This window comes from Amnibacterium endophyticum (assembly GCF_042680685.1).
Taxonomy (GTDB): Bacteria; Actinomycetota; Actinomycetes; order Actinomycetales; family Microbacteriaceae; genus Amnibacterium; species Amnibacterium endophyticum.
This window is the reverse complement of record NZ_JBHUEA010000009.1, coordinates 83,197-106,443: the sequence shown is the minus strand read 5'-3', so window position 1 is coordinate 106,443 and position 23,247 is coordinate 83,197. Positions and strand designations below refer to the sequence as shown.

The 23,247-nt window shown below is 74.2% G+C and carries 19 protein-coding genes; 5 read left to right on the top strand and 14 right to left on the bottom strand.

Annotated features, from left to right (window positions below; all coding sequences use genetic code 11):
* Positions 1 to 20: 20 nt before the first annotated feature.
* Both ACFSBI_RS07805 and ACFSBI_RS07800 read left to right on the top strand, forming a co-directional pair.
* Positions 21 to 2,132 (top strand): TPM domain-containing protein, encoded by a 2,112-nt coding sequence (locus ACFSBI_RS07805; RefSeq protein WP_377933688.1) that lies wholly within the window; start codon positions 21 to 23, stop codon positions 2,130 to 2,132.
* A gap of 54 nt (positions 2,133 to 2,186) precedes the next feature.
* Positions 2,187 to 2,930, top strand: coding sequence for a PspA/IM30 family protein (locus ACFSBI_RS07800; protein WP_377933686.1), 744 nt, complete (start codon positions 2,187 to 2,189; stop codon positions 2,928 to 2,930).
* A gap of 173 nt (positions 2,931 to 3,103) precedes the next feature.
* Here ACFSBI_RS07800 and ACFSBI_RS07795 read toward each other — a convergent pair whose 3' ends face one another.
* From ACFSBI_RS07795 to ACFSBI_RS07775, 5 genes are all read right to left on the bottom strand, one after another.
* Positions 3,104 to 3,448, bottom strand: coding sequence for a DUF3140 domain-containing protein (locus ACFSBI_RS07795; RefSeq protein WP_377933685.1), 345 nt, complete (start codon positions 3,446 to 3,448; stop codon positions 3,104 to 3,106).
* Between the two features lie 56 nt (positions 3,449 to 3,504).
* Positions 3,505 to 4,332 carry an aldo/keto reductase gene (locus tag ACFSBI_RS07790; RefSeq protein WP_377933683.1) on the bottom strand — a complete coding sequence of 276 codons (828 nt, stop codon included), beginning with the start codon at positions 4,330 to 4,332 and terminating at the stop codon, positions 3,505 to 3,507.
* A 75-nt stretch (positions 4,333 to 4,407) separates the two neighbouring features.
* Positions 4,408 to 6,216, bottom strand: a complete 1,809-nt coding sequence (locus ACFSBI_RS07785) for a thioredoxin domain-containing protein (RefSeq protein WP_377933681.1) — start codon at positions 6,214 to 6,216, stop codon at positions 4,408 to 4,410.
* A 37-nt stretch (positions 6,217 to 6,253) separates the two neighbouring features.
* The gene (locus ACFSBI_RS07780; protein WP_377933679.1) at positions 6,254 to 6,466 is read right to left on the bottom strand and encodes a hypothetical protein; all 213 of its coding nucleotides are present in this window, start codon (positions 6,464 to 6,466) and stop codon (positions 6,254 to 6,256) included.
* A gap of 107 nt (positions 6,467 to 6,573) precedes the next feature.
* Entirely contained in the window at positions 6,574 to 6,843 is a 270-nt protein-coding gene (locus ACFSBI_RS07775) for a GlsB/YeaQ/YmgE family stress response membrane protein (RefSeq protein WP_377933677.1), read from the bottom strand.
* Between the two features lie 130 nt (positions 6,844 to 6,973).
* Between ACFSBI_RS07775 and hrpA the strand changes: the two genes are divergently transcribed.
* Positions 6,974 to 10,906 carry an ATP-dependent RNA helicase HrpA gene (gene hrpA, locus ACFSBI_RS07770; RefSeq protein ID WP_377933675.1) on the top strand — a complete coding sequence of 1,311 codons (3,933 nt, stop codon included), beginning with the start codon at positions 6,974 to 6,976 and terminating at the stop codon, positions 10,904 to 10,906.
* A 139-nt stretch (positions 10,907 to 11,045) separates the two neighbouring features.
* Here hrpA and ACFSBI_RS07765 read toward each other — a convergent pair whose 3' ends face one another.
* The 4 genes from ACFSBI_RS07765 to ACFSBI_RS07750 all read right to left on the bottom strand — a co-directional run bounded on the left by ACFSBI_RS07765 (position 11,046) and on the right by ACFSBI_RS07750 (position 15,105).
* A complete protein-coding gene (locus ACFSBI_RS07765) occupies positions 11,046 to 11,594 on the bottom strand; it encodes a GNAT family N-acetyltransferase (RefSeq protein ID WP_377933673.1) in 549 nt (182 codons plus the stop codon).
* A gap of 59 nt (positions 11,595 to 11,653) precedes the next feature.
* Positions 11,654 to 12,481, bottom strand: a complete 828-nt coding sequence (locus tag ACFSBI_RS07760; RefSeq protein ID WP_377933672.1) for a sulfurtransferase — start codon at positions 12,479 to 12,481, stop codon at positions 11,654 to 11,656.
* The gene (locus ACFSBI_RS07755; protein ID WP_377933670.1) at positions 12,478 to 13,536 is read right to left on the bottom strand and encodes a GAF domain-containing protein; all 1,059 of its coding nucleotides are present in this window, start codon (positions 13,534 to 13,536) and stop codon (positions 12,478 to 12,480) included. The genes ACFSBI_RS07760 and ACFSBI_RS07755 overlap by 4 nt, the downstream gene beginning before the upstream one ends.
* Before the next feature lie 90 nt (positions 13,537 to 13,626).
* On the bottom strand, positions 13,627 to 15,105 hold the full coding sequence (locus tag ACFSBI_RS07750; RefSeq protein ID WP_377933668.1) for a DHA2 family efflux MFS transporter permease subunit: 1,479 nt from the start codon (positions 15,103 to 15,105) through the stop codon (positions 13,627 to 13,629).
* Positions 15,106 to 15,375: 270 nt separating this feature from the next.
* Between ACFSBI_RS07750 and ACFSBI_RS07745 the strand changes: the two genes are divergently transcribed.
* On the top strand, positions 15,376 to 16,626 hold the full coding sequence (locus ACFSBI_RS07745; protein ID WP_377933666.1) for an Nramp family divalent metal transporter: 1,251 nt from the start codon (positions 15,376 to 15,378) through the stop codon (positions 16,624 to 16,626).
* 41 nt (positions 16,627 to 16,667) lie between these two features.
* On the opposite strand, the gene ACFSBI_RS07740 is transcribed toward ACFSBI_RS07745, so the two are convergent.
* Positions 16,668 to 17,180: a DUF1697 domain-containing protein gene (locus ACFSBI_RS07740; protein ID WP_377933664.1), complete on the bottom strand. Its 513-nt coding sequence runs from the start codon at positions 17,178 to 17,180 to the stop codon at positions 16,668 to 16,670.
* 308 nt (positions 17,181 to 17,488) lie between these two features.
* Between ACFSBI_RS07740 and ACFSBI_RS07735 the strand changes: the two genes are divergently transcribed.
* Positions 17,489 to 18,823 (top strand): MFS transporter, encoded by a 1,335-nt coding sequence (locus ACFSBI_RS07735; RefSeq protein ID WP_377933663.1) that lies wholly within the window; start codon positions 17,489 to 17,491, stop codon positions 18,821 to 18,823.
* A gap of 78 nt (positions 18,824 to 18,901) precedes the next feature.
* On the opposite strand, the gene ACFSBI_RS07730 is transcribed toward ACFSBI_RS07735, so the two are convergent.
* The 4 genes from ACFSBI_RS07730 to ACFSBI_RS07715 form a co-directional block, all read right to left on the bottom strand.
* Positions 18,902 to 19,384, bottom strand: a complete 483-nt coding sequence (locus tag ACFSBI_RS07730) for a GNAT family N-acetyltransferase (RefSeq protein ID WP_377933661.1) — start codon at positions 19,382 to 19,384, stop codon at positions 18,902 to 18,904.
* A gap of 157 nt (positions 19,385 to 19,541) precedes the next feature.
* Positions 19,542 to 20,534 (bottom strand): ribonucleotide-diphosphate reductase subunit beta, encoded by a 993-nt coding sequence (locus ACFSBI_RS07725; protein WP_377933659.1) that lies wholly within the window; start codon positions 20,532 to 20,534, stop codon positions 19,542 to 19,544.
* Positions 20,535 to 20,588: 54 nt separating this feature from the next.
* Positions 20,589 to 20,678, bottom strand: coding sequence for a ribonucleotide-diphosphate reductase subunit beta (locus tag ACFSBI_RS07720; RefSeq protein WP_377933657.1), 90 nt, complete (start codon positions 20,676 to 20,678; stop codon positions 20,589 to 20,591).
* Between the two features lie 2 nt (positions 20,679 to 20,680).
* The gene (locus tag ACFSBI_RS07715) at positions 20,681 to 23,188 is read right to left on the bottom strand and encodes a ribonucleoside-diphosphate reductase subunit alpha (RefSeq protein WP_377933655.1); all 2,508 of its coding nucleotides are present in this window, start codon (positions 23,186 to 23,188) and stop codon (positions 20,681 to 20,683) included.
* Between the last annotated feature and the right edge of the window lie 59 nt (positions 23,189 to 23,247).

The following is a 23,247-nucleotide window of genomic DNA, read 5'->3' as shown; positions in this document are numbered from 1 at the left end:
GTGCACGGCTGAGGAGCCTCATGAGCGCGGCCGATAGCATCCGCAGCACGGGAGGGAACATGCGCCGTCGCCGCCTCGTCGCGGGGCTCGCCCTCGGGGCTGCCCTCGCGCTCGCCGGTGCCCCCGCGGCGTTCGCGGAGCCCCCGGTCGACCTCGGCTCGCAGCAGCTCGTCGACGCCTCGGACGTGCTCACGCCGGACGAGGAGACGCAGGTCCGCGACGCGCTGCAGTCCTACGACACCGCCACCGGCAACGACCTGCGCGTGGTGTTCGTCGACACGTTCACGGACCCGTCGGACCGGCGCGGCTGGAGCGAGACCACCGCGGAGCAGGGCAGCTTCTCCGACCCGGGCCTCGTGCTCGCGGTCGCGACCGGAGCCCGGCAGTACGGCTTCGCCACGGCCGCCGACTTCCCCGTCGACGACTCGGCCGTGCAGCAGGTCGCCTCGAGCGACCTCGAGCCCGCCTTCGGACGCGGCGACTGGGCGGGCGGCGTGGAGGCGTTCGCGACCGGGCTGCAGGACGCCCAGCAGAACGGGGCGGGTTCCGGCGGCGGCACCTCGGGCGGCGGCACGTCGGACGGCGGAGCGACCGGCACCGCGTCGTCCGGCTCGGGCGTCGGCGCGTCCATCGTCATCGGCCTGCTCGTGCTCGCCGCCGCCGTCGTGATCGTGCTGCTCGTGCTGCGCCGGCGCAGCCGGCAGCAGGAGCAGCGCTCCGAGGTCGCCGCCGGGCCGCCGCCGGTGGACCAGGAGGAGCTGGACCGGCGCGCGAGCCGTGCGCTGATCGCGCTCGACGACGACCTGACGACGAGCGAGCAGGAGCTCGGCTTCGCGACCGCGGAGTTCGGGGACGACGCCACCGGAGTGTTCGCGCAGGCCCTGACGAGGGCGAAGGCGACGAGCCGCGAGGCGTTCGGCATCCGGCAGCAGCTGGACGACGACGACCCCGAGACCCCGGAGCAGCGCCGGGCGATGACGGAGCGGATCATCGCCCTCTGCGAGCAGGCCGAGGGCGTCCTGCAGGAGCAGAAGACGTCGTTCGACGAGCTGCGCCGGCTCGAGCAGCAGCTGCCGCAGCTGGTGCCCGCCGCACGGCAGCAGCACGACGCGCTGACCGCGCGGGCAGCGGAGGCGGAGCGCGCGCTGGAGGGCATCGAGCGCCGGTTCGGCGAGCCCGCCGTGCGCGGCGCCGCCGACGACCTGCAGCAGGCGCGCGACCTCCTCGACCTGTCCGCCCAGGCGCTCGGCGACGCGGAGCGCGACGGGGCGGCCGGCGGCGAGGCGACCGTGGCGGTGCGCAGCGCCCAGCAGGCGAACAGCCAGGCGGGCGTGCTGCTCGACGGGATCGTGTCGGCGCCCGGCGAGTTCATGGCGGCGAGACGGCGCCTCGACGACGCGGTCGCGGACACCCAGCAGGACCTGGTGGAGGCGGAGCGCGCGCCGCAGCCCACGCCCGAGCTGACCGAGGCCATCGCGGGCGCGCGGAAGGCGATCGGCGAGGTCGAGCTGCAGGCGCCGCACGCCGGGCTCGCCACGATGGAGGAGGCCGATGCCCGGCTCGAGCGCGCGCTCGCGCCGGTCCGCGACGCCGCCCGGCGACGGCAGCGCGCCGTCGAGACCCTGCCGCGGGTGATCGACGCCGCCGACGACGCGGTGCGCGCCGCACGCCGCTACATCGAGAACCGCCGCGGCGGGGTGGGCAGCACCGCCCGCACCCGGCTCGCCGAGGCCGCCCGGCAGCTCGACGTGGCGCGGGACCGGCAGCACGACGACCCGGTCGCCGCGCTCGAGGCGGCGCAGCGCGCGCAGTCGCTGGCGAACCAGGCGCGGGACCAGGCGGAGCAGGACGTGAACCGCTGGCACGACGACGACTGGGGCGGTGGGGGCTGGGGCGGCAGGCGCCGCTCGTCCGGCGGCGACGTGCTCGCCGGCGCCGTCATCGCGGGCGTCCTCGGCGGCATCCTCGGCGGCGGCGGTCGCGGGGGCGGCGGCTGGTCCGCCGGCGGCGGCTACGGCTCCGGGGGCGGCTTCGGCGGGGGAGGCGGCGGCTGGGGCGGTGGAGGCGGCGGCTTCGGCGGTGGAGGCGGGGGCGGCTTCGGCGGGGGCGGCGGAGGGGGCGGCTCCTTCTAGCCGCCCTGCAGGACCAGAGCACGACGACGAGAGCACGACGAGAGGAACGAACACATGGTGAAGCAGTCGATCTTCGGCCGGATCTCCACCCTGGTGCGGGCGAACATCAACTCGCTGATCGACCAGGCCGAGGACCCGGAGAAGATGCTGGACCAGCTGGTCCGCGACTACACGAACTCGATCGCCGAGGCGGAGGACGCGGTCGCGGTCACGATCGGCAACCTGCGGATGCTCGAGCAGGACCACCGCGAGGACGTGGCGGCGGCGTCGGACTGGGGCCGCAAGGCGCTGGCCGCCTCCAGCAAGGCGGACGAGCTGCGCTCCTCGGGCAACGCCGCGGACGCCAACAAGTTCGACAACCTGGCGAAGGTCGCGATCGGCAAGCAGCTGCAGAGCGAGAAGGAGGCCCGGGACGCCGAGCCGACGATCGCGAGCCAGACGGAGACCGTCGACAAGCTGAAGCAGGGCCTCGACGGGATGAAGCAGAAGCTCGACCAGCTGCGCACGAAGCGCAACGAGCTGGTCGCCCGCCAGAAGACCGCCGCGGCCCAGTCGCAGGTGCTCGGCGCGATGCGCTCGATCGACATCATGGACCCGACGAGCGAGCTCGGCCGCTACGACGAGAAGGTGCGGCGCGAGGAGGCGAAGGTCATGGGCCAGCAGGAGCTGGCGGAGTCCAGCCTCGACAAGCAGTTCGAGAGCCTCGAGGACCTCGGCACCCAGACCGAGATCGAGGCGCGGCTCGCGGCGCTGAAGCAGCCGCAGCACCTCACCGCGACCCCGCACCGCGAGGGCTGACCTTCATCTTGTAGGCAGTTCTCCTGCTGCAGCGGGAGAACTGCCTACAAGATGAAGACCCAGGCGGTCGACCTAGCGTGCGGGGGTGAAGCTGCTCGTGCGCGCCCTGGTCGTCTCCGTCGCCGTCGTGCTGATGGCGCGGGTCGCGGTGCGCGCCTGGACCGACGACCAGCTCACTTGAGCGGGTCGTTGCCCCAGTTCATCAGCGAGTAGCGCCACTTCGAGTGCGCCTTGTCGTCGTCCGGCCCGCCCTGCGCGGCGTGCCGGTGCACGTAGCCGACGACCTTCTTCATGTGCGCGACGTCGTCGTCCGTCAGATCGGCCTTGTGCTTCCGCTGGATCTCGACGATCCGGCGTCCGGAGGCGTGCCCGGTCGACTCGCCGTCGCCGCCGGTGTCCCCCACCGACTTCGACTCGTCGGTCTCGAGCCAGTCCTCCAGCTCCTTCGGCGTCATGTTCACCGCCTGCTGCCAGTCGTCCCACACGTCGTCGAGCCCCTCGGGCTTGTCGTCCACCATGCGTCGAGGCTGGCAGCGCCCGCCTGGGGCGCCGCCGACCCTCGCAGCCGGCGGGGTCAGAACTCCTGGTGCTCGGCGGGGTCGGCCCCGACGAAGTCGCCGTCCGCGATCGCCGCGATCTCGCCCAGCTCGTCCTCCGTCAGCTCGATCCCGACGACGTCGAGGTTCTGCGCCTGCCGCTGCGCATCGCGCGACCTCGGCAGCGGGATGACGCCCAGCTGCACGGCCCAGGCGAGCAGCAGCCGTCGCGGCTCGACGTCGTGCGCTCGGGCGATGCGGACGATCGTCTCGTGCTCCGGATCGCCCGCCTTCTCGCCGGCCGGCGACCAGCCCTCGGTCAGGACGCCCCGCTCGGCGTTCGCGCGGCGCAGGTCGTCCTGCGGCCACGAGGGGTGGACCTCGATCTGGTTCAGCACCGGCGTCACCCCGGTCTCGTCGATGATCCGATCGAGGTGCTCGGGCAGGAAGTTGCTGACGCCGATCATCTCGACGAGACCGTCGGCCCGCGCCTCGACGAGGGCGCGCCACGCCTCCGCGTACAGCCCCTCCTTCGGGTTCGGCCAGTGGATCAGGACGAGCCCGAGCCGGTCGAGGCCGCTGCGCAGCAGGCTCTCCTCGATCGCGAAGCGCGCGAGGTCGTGCCGGTGGTAGCGCCCCGGCAGCTTGGTGGTGAAGATCACGTCGTCGCGGCCGCTGTCCCGCGCAGCACGGGCGACCGCGCCCTCGTTGTCGTAGTTGAAGGCGGAGTCGAGCAGCCGGTAGCCGGCGTCGATCGCGGTCGCCACCGCGGCGGTGCCGGCCGCACCGCGGAGGTCGTAGGTGCCGAGCCCGATCGCGGGGATCCGGGCGCCGTCCTGGCCGTCGAGCAGGGGGATGTCGGGCATGCGCTCCACGCTGCCACCCCTCCCCTGAGCGCTTTCATCGTGGAGGCGGATCCCGGCCGTCCGGTCGGGATCCGCCTACAGGATGAAGACGGGGAGGCGGCAGACGAAGTCCTCGCAGACGTAGGCCGCGGGGCGCCCGTCCACGAGGCCGCGGCCCTCGAACAGCTCGAAGCCGGCGGCCGCGAACGCTACCGCCGTCGGCTCGTCCACCACCGCGGTGACGGAGGACGGGAGCGCCCGTGCGGCGGTCGCGAGCGGACCGGCCGGGTCGTCGGTGACGACGACGATCTGCCGGACCGGCTCGAGCGCCTCCGCGAGCGCACCGAGCACCCCGCCCGCGCCGATCGGACGCTCGACCGCGCCGCGCGCGAGCGGGGCGAGCGTCGCCGAGGCGGCGTCGGCGAAGCGGCGGTCGCCGGTCAGCAGGAACAGCAGTCGGGCGGCGCGGGCGGCCGAGGTCGGGCCGGACGGCGCCGCGCCCTCCGACTCGTCGCCGGCCGCGGGCACGCCGAGTGCGGCGAGGGTCGGGTCGCGCACCGGCTCCTCGAGCCGCCCGTCGACGAAGGCGGCCTCGATCAGTTGCCGTGCGGCGACCGCCAGGTCGACGCGGCCCGCGGCGAGCGCGGCCTCGAGCAGCCCCGCAGCGAGCGCGCCCCGGTCCTCGAGCGTCGCGACCGCGTCCGACGGCCGCCCGTCGAGCGAGGCGCGGAGCAGCCGCCCGTCGACCACGTGTGCCCGGAGCAGCGCATCGGCCGTGCGCGTCGCGAGCGCGACCCAGTCGGGTCGGGCGAGCGCGGTCCCGGCCGCCGCGAGCGCGCCGATCGCGAGGCCGTTCCAGCCCGTCAGCACCTTGCCGTCGACCGCGGGGGCGGGCTGCCGCGCCCGGGCGCTCGCGTCGAGCGCGTAGTAGCCGCCCTCGGAGCGACTGCCGTCGACGTCGCTCTCGGAGTCCTGCGCCGACCCGAAGCCACCGCCCGGCCGCAGCAGCGTCCGCTCGAGGAACCCGACGATCCCCTCCGCGGTCGTCACGTCGCCGATGAAGGCGTAGGCGCGCAGCAGCAGCGCGTTGTCCGTGAGCATCCGCTCGTAGTGCGGCTCCGACCAGTCGCGCCGGGTCGCGTAGCGGAAGAAGCCGCCCTCGACCGCGTCTCGGAGGCCGCCGTCGCGCATCGCCGTGAGCGCGCGCTCCGCGATGCCCCGGGCCCGGTCCCGGTCCTCCTCGGGCAGCACGACCGAGCGTCCCAGCCCGAGCAGCGTCAGCAGCAGCGGCGTCGTCGGGAACTTGGGCGCGCCGCCGAAGCCGCCGTGCACGCGGTCCTCGTACCCGGCCAGCTCGGCGACCAGGCGCTGCAGGTCCGCAGCGCCGATCGCGCCCGGCGCGGATGCCGCGGCCTGCGCGAGCGCTGCGGCGAGGCCTGCCGCGGACGCCTCGACCTCGCCGCGACGGTCGACCCACGCCTCCCGCACCGCGGCCAGCACCTGCCCGAACGACGGGTGCCCGGGGACCGGGCGCGGCGGCGAGTAGGTCCCCGCGTGGAAGACGCGGCCGGCCGGCGTCATGAAGACGTTCAGCGGCCAGCCCAGGTCCGGGGTGAAGGCGCCCGCCGCCGCGAGGCAGGCGGCGTCGACCTCCGGATGCTCCTCACGATCGACCTTGACCGCCACGAAGCCGTCGTTCAGCACCGAGGCGAGCGCGGGGTCGGAGAACGACTCCCGTGCCATCACGTGGCACCAGTGGCAGGTGGCGTAGCCGATGGAGACGAGGACCGGCACGTCGCGCCGCGCCGCCTCGGCGAAGGCGTCGTGGCCCCACGGGTACCAGTCGACGGGGTTGTCGGCGTGGCTGCGGAGGTAGGGGCTGACCGCACCGCCGAGGCGGTTCACGACCCGACAGCCGGACGCCGGTGGCGGATGAGGGTCGTCACGCGCTCCCGGCGTCGACGTCGTCGGTGTCGGCCGTCAGCTCCGGGCCCTCGTTGCGGCTGATGTCGATCGTCTGGTCGTCGCCCTCGGCCTGCACGGCGTCGGTCTCCTCACGCATCGCGTCGTCCACGGCGGCGGTCTCGTCGACGGGCGTCGCGTCGGGGTTCGACCCGAACTCGGGGCCGGGCCCCTGCGGGGTGCTGTTGCTCATGGGATCAGGTCTAGCGAACCGGGTTGAGCATCGGCCGCGGGGAAGGTCCAGACGAGGAAGGGCCTGGCACCGTCGTCGGTGTCAGGCCCTTCACGCCGAAACGTCGCTCAGGCGGCGCTGCGCCGACGGACCGCGATGTAGATCAGCAGCACGACGATGGCGCCGATGATCGAGCCGATGATGCCAGCGGGCGACAGCTCGAAGCCCTGACCGCTGATCAGCGCGCCGATCGCACCCGCGACGAACGAGCCGATGATGCCGAGGACGATGGTCGCCCCGATGCTCATGCTCTGGGTACCGGGAACCACCAGCCTCGCGATGGCGCCGGCGATGAGCCCCACGACGATGAGCGTGATGATGAACCAGATGGTGCTCACTGGGAGCCTCCCTTTCGTTTGGTGCTGAATACTCTCCACTGTTGCTGAGAGCAGGGTGAGAGCGAGTCGACAGCGCTCGCGCACGGCGTCCGCGTCGTGCGGAATCCGGCCGGTGCGAGACTGGACGCCCATGACATCGACCGCCGCTGCCGTGCCGGCGATCTCCTTCCCGCCCGAGCTGCCCGTCAGCCGGATGCGGGACGAGATCGCCGCGGCGATCGCCGGGCACCAGGTCGTCGTCGTCGCGGGCGAGACGGGCAGCGGCAAGACGACGCAGCTGCCGAAGATCGCGCTCGAGCTGGGCCGCACCTCCATCGCGCACACCCAGCCCAGGCGGATCGCGGCACGCACCATCGCGGAGCGGATCGCCGACGAGCTCGACGTGCCGCTCGGCGGTCTCGTCGGCTACAGCGTCCGGTTCACCGACACGACGAGCGCCGACACACGCGTCCGGCTGATGACGGACGGCATCCTGCTCGCGGAGATCCGCCGGGACCGGGACCTGCGGCGCTACGACACGATCGTGCTCGACGAGGCGCACGAGCGCAGCCTCAACATCGACTTCCTGCTCGGCTACCTGAAGCGGCTGCTGCCGCGGCGCCCCGACCTCAAGGTGGTCGTCACGTCGGCGACGATCGACGTCGAGCGCTTCGCCGACCACTTCGCCGACGCGCAGGGTCGCCCGGCGCCGGTGATCGAGGTCTCGGGCCGCACCTATCCGGTCGAGGTCCGCTACCGGCCGCTCGTGGTGGAGGACCAGGGCGACGAGGACGAGGACCCGGACCGCGGCGCCTCGGAGGACCGGGACCTCGTGACCGGCGTCGGGGACGCGCTCGACGAGCTGGAGCGCGACCTGCCGGGCGGCGACGTGCTCGTGTTCCTGTCGGGCGAGGGCGAGATCCGCGACGTCGCGGACGCGCTGCGCGGCCGCTACGCCGGCCGGGCGGCGCCCCAGGAGGTGCTGCCGCTCTACGGCCGCCTCTCCGCCGCCGAGCAGCACCGCGTCTTCGAGCGCTCCACGACGCCGGGCGTCGCGAGGCGGATCGTGCTCGCGACGAACGTCGCCGAGACGAGCCTGACCGTGCCCGGCATCCGCGCGGTGATCGACGGCGGCACGGCCCGCATCTCCCGCTACAGCGCGCGGGCGAAGATCCAGCGGCTGCCGGTCGAGGCCGTGTCGCAGGCGTCCGCCGCGCAGCGCGCCGGGCGTGCCGGTCGCACGAGCGCCGGGATCGCGATCCGCCTCTACGCGGAGGAGGACTTCGGCAAGCGCCCCGAGTACACCGACCCGGAGATCCTGCGGACGAATCTCGCGGCGGTCATCCTGCAGATGCTCTCGCTCGGCCTCGGCGACATCGCGGCGTTCCCCTTCCTCACCCCGCCCGACTCCCGCGGCGTGAAGGCGGGCCTCGACCTGCTGCTCGAGCTGGGCGCGGTGCGGCCCGCCCGCGGCGGACCCCCGCGAGGACCTCAGGAGTCGGGGCCGACGCTCACCCGCATCGGCCGCGACCTCGCCCGCCTGCCCGTCGACCCGCGGCTCGGCCGGATGCTGCTCGAGTCGAAGCGGCACGGCGCGACCGCCGAGGTGATCGCGATCGTGGCCGGGCTCACCGTGCAGGACCCCCGCGAGCGCCCCGTCGACAAGCGCGAGCAGGCCGACCAGCAGCACGCCCGCTTCACCGACCCCGGCAGCGACTTCCTCACCCTGCTCGCGCTCTGGCGGTACCTGGAGGAGCAGCGCCGCGAGCTCTCGTCCAGCGCCTTCCGGCGCCGCTGCCGCGCGGAGTTCCTGAACTTCGTGCGCGTGCGCGAGTGGCAGGACCTGGTCCGCCAGCTGACCTCCGTCGCGAAGGACGCGGGCCTGGACCCGCGGAGCCGGGACGAGCAGGCGCCCGGCAAGCAGGCCGACGCGGTGCACAAGAGCCTGCTCGCGGGGCTGCTGTCGCAGATCGGGCTGCGCGACGACCGCACCGCGCAGCCCCGGACCGGCGGCGGGCGGCCCGCCCCTCGCCGCGGGGCCGTCGAGTTCGCGGGCGCACGCCAGCTGCGCTTCGTCGTCTTCCCGGGCTCCGCGCTCGCGAAGCGGCCGCCGCGGGCGCTGATGAGCGCCGAGCTGGTGGAGACCTCGCGCCTGTTCGCGCGGATGAACGCCGCGATCGACCCGGCCTGGGCGGAGCCGATCGCCGGCGACCTCGTCAAGCGCACGTACGGCGAGCCCCGCTGGGAGCAGCGCCAGGGCGCGGCCGTCGCCGACGAGCGCGTCACGCTGTTCGGCGTCCCGATCGTCGAGAAGCGGCGGGTGCAGTGGGCGCGCCTGCACCCCGAGCACGCCCGCGACCTGCTGCTCGAGCACGCGCTGGTCGGCGGCGAGTGGCCGCGCGAGACCCGCGGCGACCGCCTCTACGACTTCGACCGCGCGAACCGGCGCCTGATCCGCGAGCTCGACGACGAGGCCGAGCGCCTCCGCCGCGCCCCCGTCGACGAGCAGGCGGTGCAGGACTTCTACGACGACCGCGTGCCGGCCGACGTCACCGACGTGCGCCGCTTCGAGACCTGGTGGCGCGGGGTGCGCGACGAGGCGCCGGACCTGCTGACCCTCCGCCGCGAGGACCTGCTGCCGGAGGAGGCGGAGCCGGAGGTCGACGAGCGCGCCTTCCCGCCGGCGTGGCACCAGGGCGACCAGCGGCTCCGGCTGCGCTACCGGTTCGCGCCGGGCGCGGAGGACGACGGCGTGACCGTGCAGGTGCCGCTGCCGCTGCTCGCCGGCCTCTCCCCCGCCGGCTTCGACTGGCAGGTGCCCGGGTTCCGCGAGGAGCTCGTGACCGGGCTGCTGAAGACGCTGCCGAAGCCGATCCGCCGGCAGGTCGTGCCGGCGGCGGACTGGGCGCGGCGGCTGCTGCCCGAGCTGCCCGCCGGCCCGGAGACGGGCGCGACGCCGGGGCCGCTCGTCGACGTGCTGGCGACCGCGATCCGCCGCGTCGCGGGGGCGAACCCCGCGCCCGGCGACTTCGATACCGCGCGCCTGCCCTCGCACCTGTCGCCGGCGTTCGCGGTGGTGGAGCAGGACCGGCGCGGCCCGCGCACGCTCGCCCGCTCCCGCGACCTCGCCGAGCTGCAGGCCCGCTTCGCCGACCGCGCGCGCTCGTCGGCGGCCCGCGTCGTGTCCCGCCCGTCGGCGCCCGCCGCCGCGATCGAGCGCACCGGCATGACGACGTGGGACCTCGACGCGCTGCCGCGGGTGCTCGACACCCGCGCCGCGGGCGGCGTGGTGCGCGCCTACCCCGCGCTGGTCGACACCGGGTCGGCCGTCGACGTGCGCCTGCTCGCGACGCCCGCCGAGCAGGCCGCGGCGACCCGCGCGGGCGTGTACCTGCTGCTGCGCCTCGCGACGCCGTCGCCGGCCGCGTACGTGCGCGACCACCTGACGGGCGCCGAGAAGCTGGCGCTCGGAGCGAGCCCCTACGCCTCGACCGACGCCCTGCTCGTCGACTGCCTGGACGCGGTGGTCGACCGGGTGCAGCGGCGCGAGGCGGAGGACGGCCTCGTCTGGGACCGCGCCGCCTTCGCGCGGGTGCAGGAGGCCCTCGCCGCCCGGGTCGTCGACGACCTCTTCCAGGTGGTGGGCGCCGCCGCCGCCGCGCTCGCGGGCGCGCGGGAGGCGGACCGGGCGATCCGGGAGGCGACGGCCCTGCCGCTCCTGCCGGCGCTGCAGGACGCCCGCGCGCAGCTGGACGCGCTGATCCACCCCGGCTTCGTGCGCGTCGACGGCGCCGACCGGCTGCCCCGCCTCGCCGTCTACGCGGCGGGCGTCGTGCGTCGCGTGGAGCGGCTGCCCGAGCAGGCGAACCGCGACCGGGTGTGGATGACGGAGGCGCGCACCGCGGAGGACCTCTACCGGGCGGCGGGCGGCACCCTGCCGCTGACCGCGGCCGTCCCGGCGCCCCTGGCGCGCGTCCGCTGGCTGCTCGAGGAGCTGCGGCTCGGCCTCTTCGCCCAGCCGATCCCGACCGCGGAGCCGGTCAGCCTTCAGCGCATCCGCCGCGCCCTCGCGCCGACCCCCTGACGCGATCGTCCGTTCGGGGACGTGCCGCTTCCGTCCCCTCCCGCACGAGGACACGGAACGGAAGCGGCACCCCCTCCGGAGCACTTGCCGCTTTCGTCCCCCTTTGCGGCGTCAGGAGGGGACGGAAGCGGCAAGCCCCTCAGGGCGCGGGGACGAGGGTGACCCAGCGCTCCGTGACGACGTAGCCCAGGCGCCGGTTCATCGCCAGGCTCGGAGCGTTCTCGTCCGCGCCGCCCGTCCCGAAGGTGCACACGCCGTCCGCCGCGAGCGCGAGCAGGGAGGCCGCCTTCACCCCCTCCGCCAGCCCGCGACGGCGGTGGTCGGCGCGCACCGCGGTCCAGTCCGTCTCGGCCCGCTCGCCGTCGGCCCGGATCACCGTGACCGCGACGAGGTCGCCACCGTTCTTCGCGCCGAACCAGCGGGTGCCCGCGGCCCGGTCGCGCGCGATCGACGCGGCGTCGACCGGGTGCGGCGCCGTCGCAAGGCCGCCCGGGAAGTCGGCCCGCACCGACGCCGCGAACGCCTCGACCGCCGCGTCGTCCGCCGGGCCCAGCTCGGCGACCGCGCAGCCCTGCGCCGCCGCCGCGGCGACGAGCGCCTCGAGCGGCGCGCGCTCGTCCGGTGCGGCCGTCCGCGCGGCCCAGGACCGGTGCGCGACCGTCCACCCGCCGGCGAGCAGCTCGGGCACGCGCGGGTCGTCCGCGCGGAGGACCTCCGCGCGGCCGTCCGCCGAACCGCGTCCGCCGATCAGGGCGCGTCCCCGGTCGCCACCGGGCGCGCCGGGTCGTTCGACCACTGGCTCCACGAGCCCGGGTAGACGGCCGCGCCGAACCCCGCGATCCGCAGCGCGAGCGCCTCGTGGGCCGCCGTCACGCCCGACCCGCAGTAGGCGGCGACCGGCATCCCGTCCTGCACGCCCGCGGCGGCGAACCGCTCGCGCAGCGCCTCCGGGGGCAGGAAGCGCCCGTCCGCCCCGAGGTTCCCGGCGGTCGGGACGCTGATCGCGCCGGGGACGTGCCCGGCGCGCGGGTCGACGGGCTCGACCTCGCCGCGGTAGCGCTCGCCCGCCCTCGCGTCGAGCAGCACGCCCTCGAAGGCGGCCGCCCCGTCCGCGTCGATCACCGGCATCGCGCCGTACGCCAGCTCGACGTCCCCGCGCTCGGGCTCGACGTCGCCCTGCTCGAGCGGCAGCCCGGCGTCGCGCCATGCGCGCATGCCGCCGTCGAGCACGCGCACGTCGGTGAGGCCCGCGTGCCGCAGCAGCCACCACGCCCGCGCCGCGGACATCCCGCCCAGGTCGTCGACCACGACGACCGAGGAGCCCGCCCGGACGCCCCACCGGCGCGCGGCGTCCTGCAGCGCGTCGATCCCGGGCAGCGGATGCCGCCCCTCCGCGGGCGACGGCGGTCCTGCCAGCTCCCCGTCGAGGTCGATGTAGACGGCACCGGGCACATGTCCCGCCCGGTGCGCCGGCCGCCCGTCGGGCGCGTCGAGCCGCCACCGCACGTCGAGGACGACGAGGCCGGGCTCGCCGAGCCGGGCGGACAGCGCGGGTGCGTCGATGAGGTCGTTCATGGCCGCCGCAGCGTATCCGAGAGGCCCTGCGGGGCGGAGTCCTCCGGGATCAGCTCCGCCTGCGCCAGCAGGGCGAGATCCCGCAGCACGGCGAGGTCGAGCCCGCGCACGTCGCGCGGCTGCGAGTCGTACACGCAGAACGACCCGATCCGGTAGCCGTCGATCGACTCGATCGGGTACGCCGCGTAGAAGCGGATGGCCGCCGGGCCGTGGGCGAGCGGGCTCCGCCGCAGCAGCGGGTGCAGCCGGGTGTCGCCGACGACGAGCGGCTCGGGCCTGCGGATGGTCTGGTTGCAGAAGGAGTGCGCGCGGGGGTTGTCCGCGGGGTCTCCCCCGGCGACCGCCAGCTTCCACTGGCGGTCGTGGTCGATGAAGTTGATCTCGGCGCTCTCGGTGCCGAACGCGGTACGGGCCAGCTCGACCAGGTCGTCCAGCCGCGGGTCGCGTGCCCGCTCCACGATGCCGGTGTCGTCGAGCGCCCGCTGCCGGTCGGTCTCGTCCTCCCCGACGTGCCCGCGGGCCGGAGCGGAGCGCAGCACCGCCTCGACCTCGGCGCCCACCCGTACCGCGAGCGTCCGGTCGTCGACCTCGTCGCTCCGCACGACGTGCAGCGCATCGCCCCCGAGGGCCTCGGCGGCGACCAGCAGCCGCTGCTCGTCCCCGCCGTCCGGGCCCTCGAGGACGAGGACGACGGGCGTGCCGTGCGCCGCGTCGCGGCGCAGCAGGTGGCCGGCCTGCTCGAGCGCCTGCTCGCGTCGCCGTGCCGGCAGCGCCGCCCCGATCAGGACCACGACGACGTCGTAGCGCCAGACGCGCCAGTCCTCCGCACCCGCCGCGACCCGGCGCAGCGCCGGGACCAGGTCGGTCAGCGCGTCGAGGTCCACCCCCCGCCGGCTCGCGAGCCAGACGCGGTCGATCGCGCGCTGGGCGAGGGAGGGCTCAGCGGTCAGCAGCCTCGACCGCTCGCCGATCAGGAGCACGGTGAGGGGCCGCACGCCGCTGTGGTGCAGCCGCTGCCGCGTCATCCGCGGGGACAGCGCCGGGATCCGAGCCATCGCGCCACCTCCGTCTGCACCGATGATGGCGCGGGAGGAATCGCTGTGCAGCCGCGGGTGCGGCTGCACAGCGGATGCTCGGGCTCGGGCTCAGTGTCCGACGGGCACCGGTGCGCCGTCGTCGACGCGCTTCACGAACGTCGCGGCCACGAAGGCGACGACGAACACGCCGGCGCTGACGAGGAACGCGAGCCGGGTCCCGGCCGCCTCCGCGGCGCCCGCCCCGCCGGCGCCGTCGTACGCGGCACCGCCGATGGCGAGCAGGGCGACGACGAGCGCCGTGCCCGCCGCTCCGCCCACCTGCTGCATGGTCGCGAAGATCGCGCTGCCGTACGAGGTCTGCGCGCGCGGCACCGCCGAGAGGCCCGCGGTGAAGACCGACGGCAGCACCGTCGCGAGGCCGAGGCTCAGCAGCACGTGCCGGGCGAGGACGGTCCAGGGCTCGGTGTCCGCGTCCACGGTCGCGAGCAGGAGCAGGCCGACGAACGCGATCGCGAGGCCCGGCAGCAGCAGCGGCTTCGGCCCGACGCGGTCGTACAGGCGCCCGACGACCGGGCCGAGCAGGCCCATCAGCAGGCCGCCGGGCAGCACGAGCAGCCCGGTCTGCAGCGGCTGCAGCTGCAGCACCTGCTGCAGGTAGATCGGCAGCAGGAACGCCGAGCCGAGCAGCCCGAGGAAGGCCAACGAGCCGGTGATGACGGACGCGGTGAAGACGCGGGACCGGAAGGCGCGCAGGTCGAGCAGCGCGCGGTCGAGGCGCTGCAGCTGCACCTGGCGCAGCAGGAACAGCGTCAGGCCGACCGCGCCGATCGCGACGGGCACCGCGACGGCGAGGGGCTGCACCTCGCCGGCCGACGCCTCCACGCCGACGGCGTTCAGCCCGTAGACGAGCCCGCCGAAGCCGATGGCGGACAGCGGGATCGACAGCCAGTCGATGCGGACGCGGGTCGTCTCCCCGACGTTCGTCATCATCTTGAGCCCGATGACGAGCGCCGCGACGGCGATGGGCAGCACGCACCAGAAGATGAACGGCCAGGGCAGCACGTTGAGGATCAGCCCGGACACCGTCGGCCCGATCGCCGGCGCGACCGAGATCACGACGGAGATGTTGCCCATCATCGTGCCGCGGCGCGACGGCGGCACGATCGTCATCACCGTCGTCATCAGCAGCGGGATGAGCACCGCGGCCCCGAGCGCCTGCACGATGCGGGCGACGAGCAGCATCTCGAAGTTCGGGCTGAGCGCGGCGAGCAGCGTCCCGAGGCTGAACGACCCCATGGCGGCCGTGAACAGCGCACGGCTCGTCAGCCGCCGGATCAGGAACCCGCTCACCGGGATGACGACGGCCATCGTCAGGATGAAGCCGGTCGACAGCCACTGCCCGGTGGACGTGGTGATGCCGAGGTCGCGGACCAGCACCGGCACGGCGACGGACATGATCGTCTCGTTCAGCACGACGGTGAAGGCGGAGACCAGCAGCACCGCGATCACTGTGACGTCGCGCCGCGAGAGCCGGTCGGCGGCGGGCGGCTCGGCCCGGGTCGCCGGGCGGTCGACGGTCTCGGTCATGGAGGCTCCTCTTCGGGCGAAGGCGGCGTCCTTGACGGACTCGAGGAACGAGCCGGGACGACAGGAGCGGCCGGATCGGCCGGGACTCCCGACGGGACGCCGCGCAGCGGACCGCGATCGGCGACTCGTCAACCTTCTCACCCGCCTCCGACAGCGGCAAGGCGGTGCCGTCCGCCCTCAGCGGACTCCCGAGCGCTGCTCGCCCCCGGGCGCCGCGCGCGTCCGGCACCCGCCGCGCCCGGCCCGCCTACTGTGACCCGCGGAGGTGGCATGGCGACCGGCACGGAGCACGTCGCGCAGCGCGGGCGTCGGCCTCGCCTGCGTCGACTGACCCTGCTCGGCCCCGCCTTCGTCGCCGCGGTCGCCTACGTCGATCCCGGCAACGTCGCGGCGAACCTCACGGCCGGCGCCTCCTACGGCTACCTGCTCGTCTGGGTGCTCGTCGCCGCGAACGCGACGGCGGTGCTCGTGCAGTACCTGTCCGCGAAGCTCGGGGTCGTCACGGGCCGCACGCTGCCCGAGGTGCTCGGCGACCGGCTGCGCCACCGCCCCGCCCGGATCGCCTACTGGGCGCAGGCCGAGCTCGTGGCCGCGGCGACCGACGTGGCCGAGCTGATCGGCGGCGCGATCGCCCTGAACCTGCTGTTCGGGCTCCCGCTGCTCGTCGGCGGCCTGATCACGGGGGCGGTCTCCTTCGTGCTGCTCGCCGTGCAGTCGCGCCGGGGGCAGCGCGCGTTCGAGGGCGTGATCGTCGCGCTGCTCGTGATCATCGCGATCGGCTTCCTCGCCGGGCTCGTCGTCAGCCCCGTCGACTGGCGAGCGGCGAGCGGCGGGCTCGTGCCGCGGTTCGAGGGGCCGGGCAGCGTCCTGCTCGCCGCCTCGATGCTCGGGGCCACCGTGATGCCGCACGCCATCTACCTGCACTCGGCGCTCGTCACGGACCGGCACGGCACGGAGCGCGACCAGTCGGGGCGGCGGCGCCTGCTGGCGGCGACCCGGGTCGACGTCGTCGCGGCGCTCGTGGTGGCCGGGGCGGTGAACATCGCGATGCTGCTGCTCGCCGCGGCGAGCCTGCGCGGAGTCAGCGGCACCGACTCGATCGAGGGCGCGCACGCCGCGATCGTCGCCGCGCTGGGGCCCGGGATCGGCGTGGTCTTCGCGATCGGCCTGCTCGCCTCGGGCCTCGCGTCGACCTCCGTCGGCTGCTACGCCGGGTCGGTCGTCATGGCCGGGCTGCTGCGCGTCCGCGTGCCGCTCGCGGCGCGGCGCGCCGTCACGATGGTGCCGGCGCTCGTGATCCTCGGCGCGGGCGCCGACCCCACCTGGGCCCTCGTGATCAGCCAGGTCGTCCTGAGCTTCGGGATCCCGTTCGTGCTGATCCCCCTCGTGCGCCTCACGGGGCAGCGTGCGCTGATGGGCGAGAGCACGAACCCCCGCGTGGTCGCCGTGCTCGCCTGGGTCGCCGCCGCGGCGGTGGTCTCCCTGAACGCGGCCCTGATCGTTCTCACCGCCACGGGCTGACCGGGTCGGGCCCCATCGGTGCCGATCGAGGCGGCGCGGGATCAGCCGGCGGCGACGATCTTCTCCAGCGTGTTCAGGTTCCGGGTCGTGACCGCGCCCGACGACGTGCGGCGGCCGAGCCGCTTGCCGAACGGCGACTCGAGCGTGCGCCCCTTCGGCACGTCCCAGAACAGCACGCCGTCGCCCGCGGCGACCTGCTCCTCGTCGCCGCGCGGGTCGTCGGCCAGGGGTCGGAGCGCCGCGGGGTCCGTCGCGAAGACGACGTAGGCGTGCCGGTCGCCCACCCGGCCGAACGGGTAGGCCGTGACGGCGTCGCGCACCGCCTCGAGCGGGACCGCGACGACCGCGAGGTCGAAGCCGAACCGGTCCGCCACCACGTCGTGCACCGCGGTCGCGGCGGCCGTCGGCGACTCCGCGTCGAGCAGGACGTTGCCGGTCGCGAGCACCGTGCGCGCCGTCGGATGGCCGGCGTCCGTCAGCGCGGCGACGAGGTCCCGCATCGCGAAGCGCACCCCGCCCGTGTTGACGCCCCGCAGCAGTGCGACGACCCGCATCCCGGCCCCTCCCGTCCTCGAGTCCGGCGACCCGTGCCATCTTCGGGCCTGCTGCGGACCGCGCACATCACCCGGCGCCGGATCCGCGGTGGAGACGGTGCAGGGCCGGTGCCGCATGCGGCTCCGGCCCTGCTCGATGCGCTGGTCGCGCCTCGTCCCCGTCCCTACGCGGTGTGCGCGGACGAGGTGGAGGGCACATCGATGCGGCAATCATGATCTGCCATGTGCACCACCTCCTCTCGGTGACGATGCTGCGCCTGTCGGCGGCGCTGCGCAAGCGGCGCGCGTCGGGTTCCTAGGCTCGTGCCGTGAGCGGGACCGCGGGCGCGTTCGGGGCCGCCTTCCGGTTCACGACGATCGGCGTGTTCTCGCTCGGCTTCCTCATCGCCTTCGAGGCGCTCGCCGTCACGACGGCGATGCCGCTCGTGGCCCGCGACCTCGACGGGCGGGCGCTCTACGCGCTCGCCTTCTCCGCGTTCAGCGCCACGAGCGTGCTCGGCACGGTGGTCGCGGGCGCCTGGGCGGATCGCAGCGGCCCCGGCCGTCCGCTGCTCGTGGGAGCGGGGCTGTTCGCGGCCGGCCTGGTGCTCGCCGCCTCGGCCTGGTCCATGCCGGTGCTGGTGACGGCCCGCGGGGTGCAGGGGCTCGGCGCCGGGGCGGTCGGCACGGCGCTCTACGTCCTCGTCGCGCGGATCTACCCGGAGCGCCTGCATCCGCGGGTGTTCGCCCTGCTCGCCGCGGCCTGGGTGCTGCCGTCGCTGGTGGGGCCCTTCGCGGCGGGTGCCGTCGCGACCTGGCTCACCTGGCACTGGGTGTTCGCCGGCATCCTCCCGCTCGTCGGCGCGGCCGTCGCACTGCTCCTGCCCGTGCTGCGCGCGCAGCCGATGCCGGGCACCGGCGCCGCCCTCCCCCGCGCCCGCATCGGCTGGGCGGCCGTGGCGGCCGCGGCCGTGCTGGTGCTGCAGCCGGTGCTCGCCGTCCCCGGGGCCGGCCCGGTGCTCGCGGCCGGGGCGGTCGTCGTGGCGGTCGTGGCCCTGCGGCCGCTGCTGCCCGCGGGCGCGCTGCGGGCGGCCCGCGGTCTGCCGGCCCTGGTGGTCGCCCGCGGGCTCTTCAGCGCCGGGTTCGCCTGCGCGGACGCCTACCTGCCGTACTCCCTGATCGAGCTGCGCGGGATCCCGGCCACGGCTGCGGGCGGCATCGTCACCGTCGGTGCCCTCAGCTGGGCGACGGGCTCCGAGCTGCAGAGCCGCCTGGCCGGCCGCCTCTCCGACCGCCGGTGCATCACGATCGGGGCCGGCGCCTTCCTGACCGGCTTGATCGCCGTCGGGGCGGTCGAGCTGACGGGCGCGCCCGTGCCGCTGCTCGTGGTCGCCTGGCTCACGACCGGCCTCGGCATCGGGCTGGCCTTCCCCCGCATCAGCACGGCGCTGCTGTCGCAGTCGGCCGAGGCGGAGCGCGGCCGCAACAGCGCCGCGTTGCAGATCGGCGACGGGTTCGGCGTCGCCATCGCGCTGACCGGGGTCGGCGTCGCCGCCGCGCTCGCGCCGGGCTCCTCGTTCCCCGCGGCCTTCGGGCTCGCCGCCGCCCTCGGGGTCCTCGCGGTGCTCGTCGCCCCGCGGGTCGCGGCGCCCCTTCGTCGCTGAGCCGGCCGTCCGGGCCCGTTGCGGACATCCGTGCCCGCCGCGGCGGGCGCAGATGTCCGGAACAGGCCCGGGTCGCGGTCAGCGGAGCGGCCGCTTCAGGCCCGCGTGCGAGGCCGCGAAGCCGAGCCGGCCGTAGAAGCGCTGCGCGTCCTCGCGCCGCAGGTCGGTCGTCAGCTGCGCGAGCGCGGCGCCCCTCGCCCGCGCCTCGCCGAGGGCGAAGCGCACCAGCTGCGAGCCGAGCGCGCCGCCTCGGTGGCCGGACGCGACCCGGACGCCCTCCAGCTGGGCGCGCAGGGCGCCCTGACGGGAGAGGCCGGGCAGCAGGCTCAGCTGCAGCGTCGCGACGACCGCGCCGTCCGTCTCGGCGACGAGCAGGAGGTGCGCGGGATCCGCGTCGACCGCCCGGAAGGCGATCAGGTACGGGTCGAGGCCGGCCGGGTCCTCGCGCTCCGCGGCGAGGTCGTCGTCCGCGAGCAGGGCCGCGAGCGCGGGGACGTCGCGCTCCTCCGCGGCTCGCAGCAGGAAGGTCCGGCCGCCCAGGAACAGCTCGACGGCACGCATCCGCACGATCCGATCACACCCTGCTTCCGAGGACGGTGGGCCGTGCACGGATCGCGGCGCCTGCACCGGGAACGACGACGGCGCGCGATGCGAGCGCCCTCCCCGCGGTCGGTGGACCGGTCGGGAAGGGCGCCGCGCATCGCGCGCCGGAGACGGATCAGCGGGAGGCGACCGCCGCGGAGGCGTTCGACTCGTACGAGGTGTTGGTCGACTCGAAGAAGTTGACGAGCTGCAGCGTGTCGTTCGCCGTCGCCATCCACTTCGCCGGGTTCGAGACCTTGTACTCGGGCTCGAAGCCGAGCTCCTCGAGCCGGCGGTCCGCCAGGTACTTCACGTACTGGTTGATGTAGTTCGCGTTGAGGCCGAGGATGCCGCCGGGCAGCAGGTCCCGGTTGTACTGCTCCTCCATCTCGACCGCGTCCAGGATCATCTGGCGGATCTCGTCGGCGAACTCGGGCGTCTGCAGGTCCTCGTTCTCCTCGAGCACCGTGAGGATCAGGTTGATCCCGAACTTCAGGTGCAGCGACTCGTCGCGGACGATCCAGTCGACCAGGGAGCCGAAGTTGCGCAGCAGGTTCCGCTGACGGAACGAGAGCGCCACCATGAAGCCCGAGTAGAACCAGATGCCCTCGAGGATCACGTTGTAGGCGACGAGGTTGCGCACGAAGTCGCGCTTGCCCTCGGTCGTCGTGATGTCGAGCGTCTGCTCCGTCATCCGGCGGATGAACTCGACCTCGAACTGCTCCTTCGCCGCCATCGACGGGATGTCGACGTGGGAGTTGTAGGCCTCGTCGCGGTCGATCGGGAACGTCTCCAGGACGTACTCGAACGACATGCAGTGGTTGGCCTCCTCCCACATCTGCTTCGCGAGGTAGAGGTGCGCCTCGGGGGCGTTGACGTACGGGTACACCCCGAACGCGAGCGCCTTGTTCACGAGCAGCTCGCTCGGGTTGAAGTAGCTCATCAGGAACGTCACCGCGTGGCGCTCCTCGTCCGTCATCCGCTTGAAGTCGGCGATGTCCTCGCCGAGCTGGATCTCGTTCGGGAACCAGGTGTTCGCCACGGCCTGCTCGTACAGGTCCATCGCCCACTGGTACCGGACCGGCTTCAGCAGCAGGCCCTCCTGGATCCCCGTGCCGAGGATGCCCATGTCGTCCCTCTTCCTCTTCGTCGGTTCGTCGTGCGCCGGCTCAGCCGGCGGTGCTCACTGGCAGCTGTCGCACTGCAGCAGGTCCATCGGGTCCATCGGCACGAAGTACTCGCCGACGTTCTCGCCCTCGTTCTCCCAACCCATGGCTACTCCCCCTTGTTTCCATCGATCGCACCGGCGCCGCGCGCCGGTGATCCGAGCCCGCCGAACCCGCGGCGGGCCGGTCCCGTCGGTGCGGCGGCCGCGGGCTGCGGCGCGCTCGCACCGAAGCCGCGGCGCGCGGGCGCCCCCGCGCCCTGGCCCACGGTCTCGGCCTTGTTCACCCGCACGGTCGACTGCTCGGCGGTGTGCCGCGGCTTCATGTGCAGGTAGTAGGTCGTCTTGACCCCGCGCTCCCAGGCGGCGGAGTAGATCGACATCATGTCGCCGAGATCGCGCGTCTCGAGGTACATGTTCCGGCTGATCGCCTGGTCGATCCACTTCTGCGCCCGCGCCGCCACCTCGAGGAACGAGTACGGCGACAGCTGGAAGCTCGTCTTGAAGGTCGCCTTGATCGCGTCCGGGATCTCGGCGATGTGCTGGATGTCGCCCTGGCTGCGCAGGATCTGCTCGCGCGTCCGCTCCCACAGCCCCTCCGCCTGCAGGGCGGTGACCAGGTTGCGGTTGACCTCGAGGAACTTGCCGGACGAGGTCGCCCGGCTGAAGATCTGCGAGAACTGCGGGTCGAGGCCCGGGGTCGTGCCGGCGACGAGGCCGATGGAGGCGGTGGGCGCGATCGCCATCAGGGTCGCGTTGCGCATGCCGCCCTTGACGCGCTCGCGGAGCGCGTCCCAGTCGAGCCGCGTGGTGCGGTCGACCTGCACCGGCACGCCGCGCTCCGCCTCGGTGATCGCGATGGTGTCGAAGGGCACCATCCCCTGGCTCCAGCGCGAGCCGGCGAAGTTCGGGTACGCGCCACGCTCGCGGGCCAGCTCGACGGACTCCTCGATCGCGGCGTAGGAGACGTGCTCCATCACCTCGTCGATCAGGGCGTACGCCTCCTCGCTCTCGTAGGAGAAGCCGAGGCGCTCGACGACGTCGGTGAAGCCCATGACGCCGAGCCCGACCGCGCGGTTCTGCTCGTTCGAGTTGTCGGCCTCGTCGACGCTCGACACGGTGATGTCGATCAGGTTGTCGAGCTGACGGATCGCGCTCTTCGCGCTCGCCGCGATCCGGGCCCAGTCGAAGCCGAGCCGGCCGTCCTCGCCGGTCACCAGGTGACGGGCGAGGTTGATCGACGCGAGGTTGCAGACGGACACGTTGTCGCGGTCTTGCGGCAGCGTGATCTCGGTGCAGAGGTTCGAGGAGTGGATCGTGCCGGTGTTGTTGTTCAGCGCCCGGTTGTTGATCGTGTCCTTCCACGTCAGCCACGGGTGGCTCGTGGTCTGCAGCGCCATCAGCATCGACTTGAACTGCTCCCGCGCGCCGATGCGCTTGTGGGCGCGCAGCCGGCCGGCCTCGGCCTCCGCGACGTAGTGGGCGTACCGCTCGGAGAACGCCTTGCCCGTCAGCTCGTTGAGGTCGGCGACCTCCAGCGGGTCGAACAGGTACCACGGCTCGTCGTTCTGGACGCGCTTCATGAACTCGTCCGAGATCCACACGGCGGTGTTCGCGGTGCGGGTGCGGCGGTACGGGTCGCCGGAGTTCTGCCGCAGGTCGAGGAACTCGGGGAAGTCGAGGTGCCAGTTCTCCATGTAGAAGCAGAGGGCGCCGAACTTCTTGCCGCCGCGGGACACCGCGCGCAGGATCGAGTCGATCGTGTGCATGAACGGGATCGGGCCGGTCGAGGTCGTGTTGTTCGACCGGATCGGCGAGCCCTGCGCGCGCAGCTTGGTGACGGACAGGCCGATGCCGCCCGTGCCCTTCGTCAGCCACATCACGTCGCGGGTGGTCTTCGCGATGTGCTCGATGTCGTCCTGCATCTCGAGCACGAAGCAGTTGGACAGCTGCGGGTACTTCGTGCCCGCGTTCACGAGCGTGGAGCCGGCGGCGAGGTAGTCGAGGCTCGCCATCTTGGCGTAGAAGCCGAGCGCCGCCGTGGTCGGGTCCGCCTCGTTCAGGGACAGCCCCATCGCGATGCGCATCCAGAAGTACTGCGGCACCTCGAGCGGCTCGTTGTTGCGGGCCTTGATGCCGTAGCGGTTGTTCAGCGTGACGACGCCGATGTACTTCAGCAGCGAGTCGTGCTCCGGCTCGAGCGCGCCGGCGAGCGCGTCGAGGTCGAACATCGACTCGAGCCGCGGGTCGAGCAGGTCCTCGGCGACGCCGCGGCGGACGTAGGCGGGGAAGCGCTGCGCGTGCAGCGCCTTCACCTGCGTCTCGTCGGCGTAGTCGCCGAGCACGCGCTTGTAGATGGTCTTCAGCAGCAGGCGGGCCGCGACGGTGTCGAAGGCGGGGTCGTCCTTGACGTTCTGCAGCGCGACCTGGATAACGGCCTCGTCGAGCTGCTGGGTCGTGATGCCGTCGAACAGCGTCAGCTCCAGCTCGCTCGCGATCTGCGTGACCCACGTGATGTTCGGGTCCAGCCCGGCCGCGGCGTGCTCGATCGCCAGGTTGATCTTGTTCGCGTCGTAGGGCTCGCGAGAGCCGTCCCGCTTGACCACCGTGATGCCCATCCGCACCCTCCTCAACCTCGCCCGACGTGTGCTTCCGACCGGCCGGCCCACTGGGGAGC

Excerpts from the sequence above, each read along its gene's own strand:
- ACFSBI_RS07805 (WP_377933688.1), top strand. The coding sequence starts at position 21 with ATGAGCGCGGCCGATAGCATCCGCAGCACGGGAGGGAACATGCGCCGT.
- ACFSBI_RS07800 (WP_377933686.1), top strand. The coding sequence starts at position 2,187 with ATGGTGAAGCAGTCGATCTTCGGCCGGATCTCCACCCTGGTGCGGGCG.
- ACFSBI_RS07795 (WP_377933685.1), bottom strand. The coding sequence starts at position 3,448 with ATGGTGGACGACAAGCCCGAGGGGCTCGACGACGTGTGGGACGACTGG.
- ACFSBI_RS07790 (WP_377933683.1), bottom strand. The coding sequence starts at position 4,332 with ATGCCCGACATCCCCCTGCTCGACGGCCAGGACGGCGCCCGGATCCCC.
- ACFSBI_RS07780 (WP_377933679.1), bottom strand. The coding sequence starts at position 6,466 with ATGAGCAACAGCACCCCGCAGGGGCCCGGCCCCGAGTTCGGGTCGAAC.
- hrpA (WP_377933675.1), top strand. The coding sequence starts at position 6,974 with ATGACATCGACCGCCGCTGCCGTGCCGGCGATCTCCTTCCCGCCCGAG.
- ACFSBI_RS07760 (WP_377933672.1), bottom strand. The coding sequence starts at position 12,481 with ATGAACGACCTCATCGACGCACCCGCGCTGTCCGCCCGGCTCGGCGAG.
- ACFSBI_RS07755 (WP_377933670.1), bottom strand. The coding sequence starts at position 13,536 with ATGGCTCGGATCCCGGCGCTGTCCCCGCGGATGACGCGGCAGCGGCTG.
- ACFSBI_RS07750 (WP_377933668.1), bottom strand. The coding sequence starts at position 15,105 with ATGACCGAGACCGTCGACCGCCCGGCGACCCGGGCCGAGCCGCCCGCC.
- ACFSBI_RS07745 (WP_377933666.1), top strand. The coding sequence starts at position 15,376 with ATGGCGACCGGCACGGAGCACGTCGCGCAGCGCGGGCGTCGGCCTCGC.
- ACFSBI_RS07740 (WP_377933664.1), bottom strand. The coding sequence starts at position 17,180 with ATGCGGGTCGTCGCACTGCTGCGGGGCGTCAACACGGGCGGGGTGCGC.
- ACFSBI_RS07730 (WP_377933661.1), bottom strand. The coding sequence starts at position 19,384 with ATGCGTGCCGTCGAGCTGTTCCTGGGCGGCCGGACCTTCCTGCTGCGA.
- ACFSBI_RS07725 (WP_377933659.1), bottom strand. The coding sequence starts at position 20,534 with ATGGGCATCCTCGGCACGGGGATCCAGGAGGGCCTGCTGCTGAAGCCG.
- ACFSBI_RS07720 (WP_377933657.1), bottom strand. The coding sequence starts at position 20,678 with ATGGGTTGGGAGAACGAGGGCGAGAACGTCGGCGAGTACTTCGTGCCG.
- ACFSBI_RS07715 (WP_377933655.1), bottom strand. The coding sequence starts at position 23,188 with ATGGGCATCACGGTGGTCAAGCGGGACGGCTCTCGCGAGCCCTACGAC.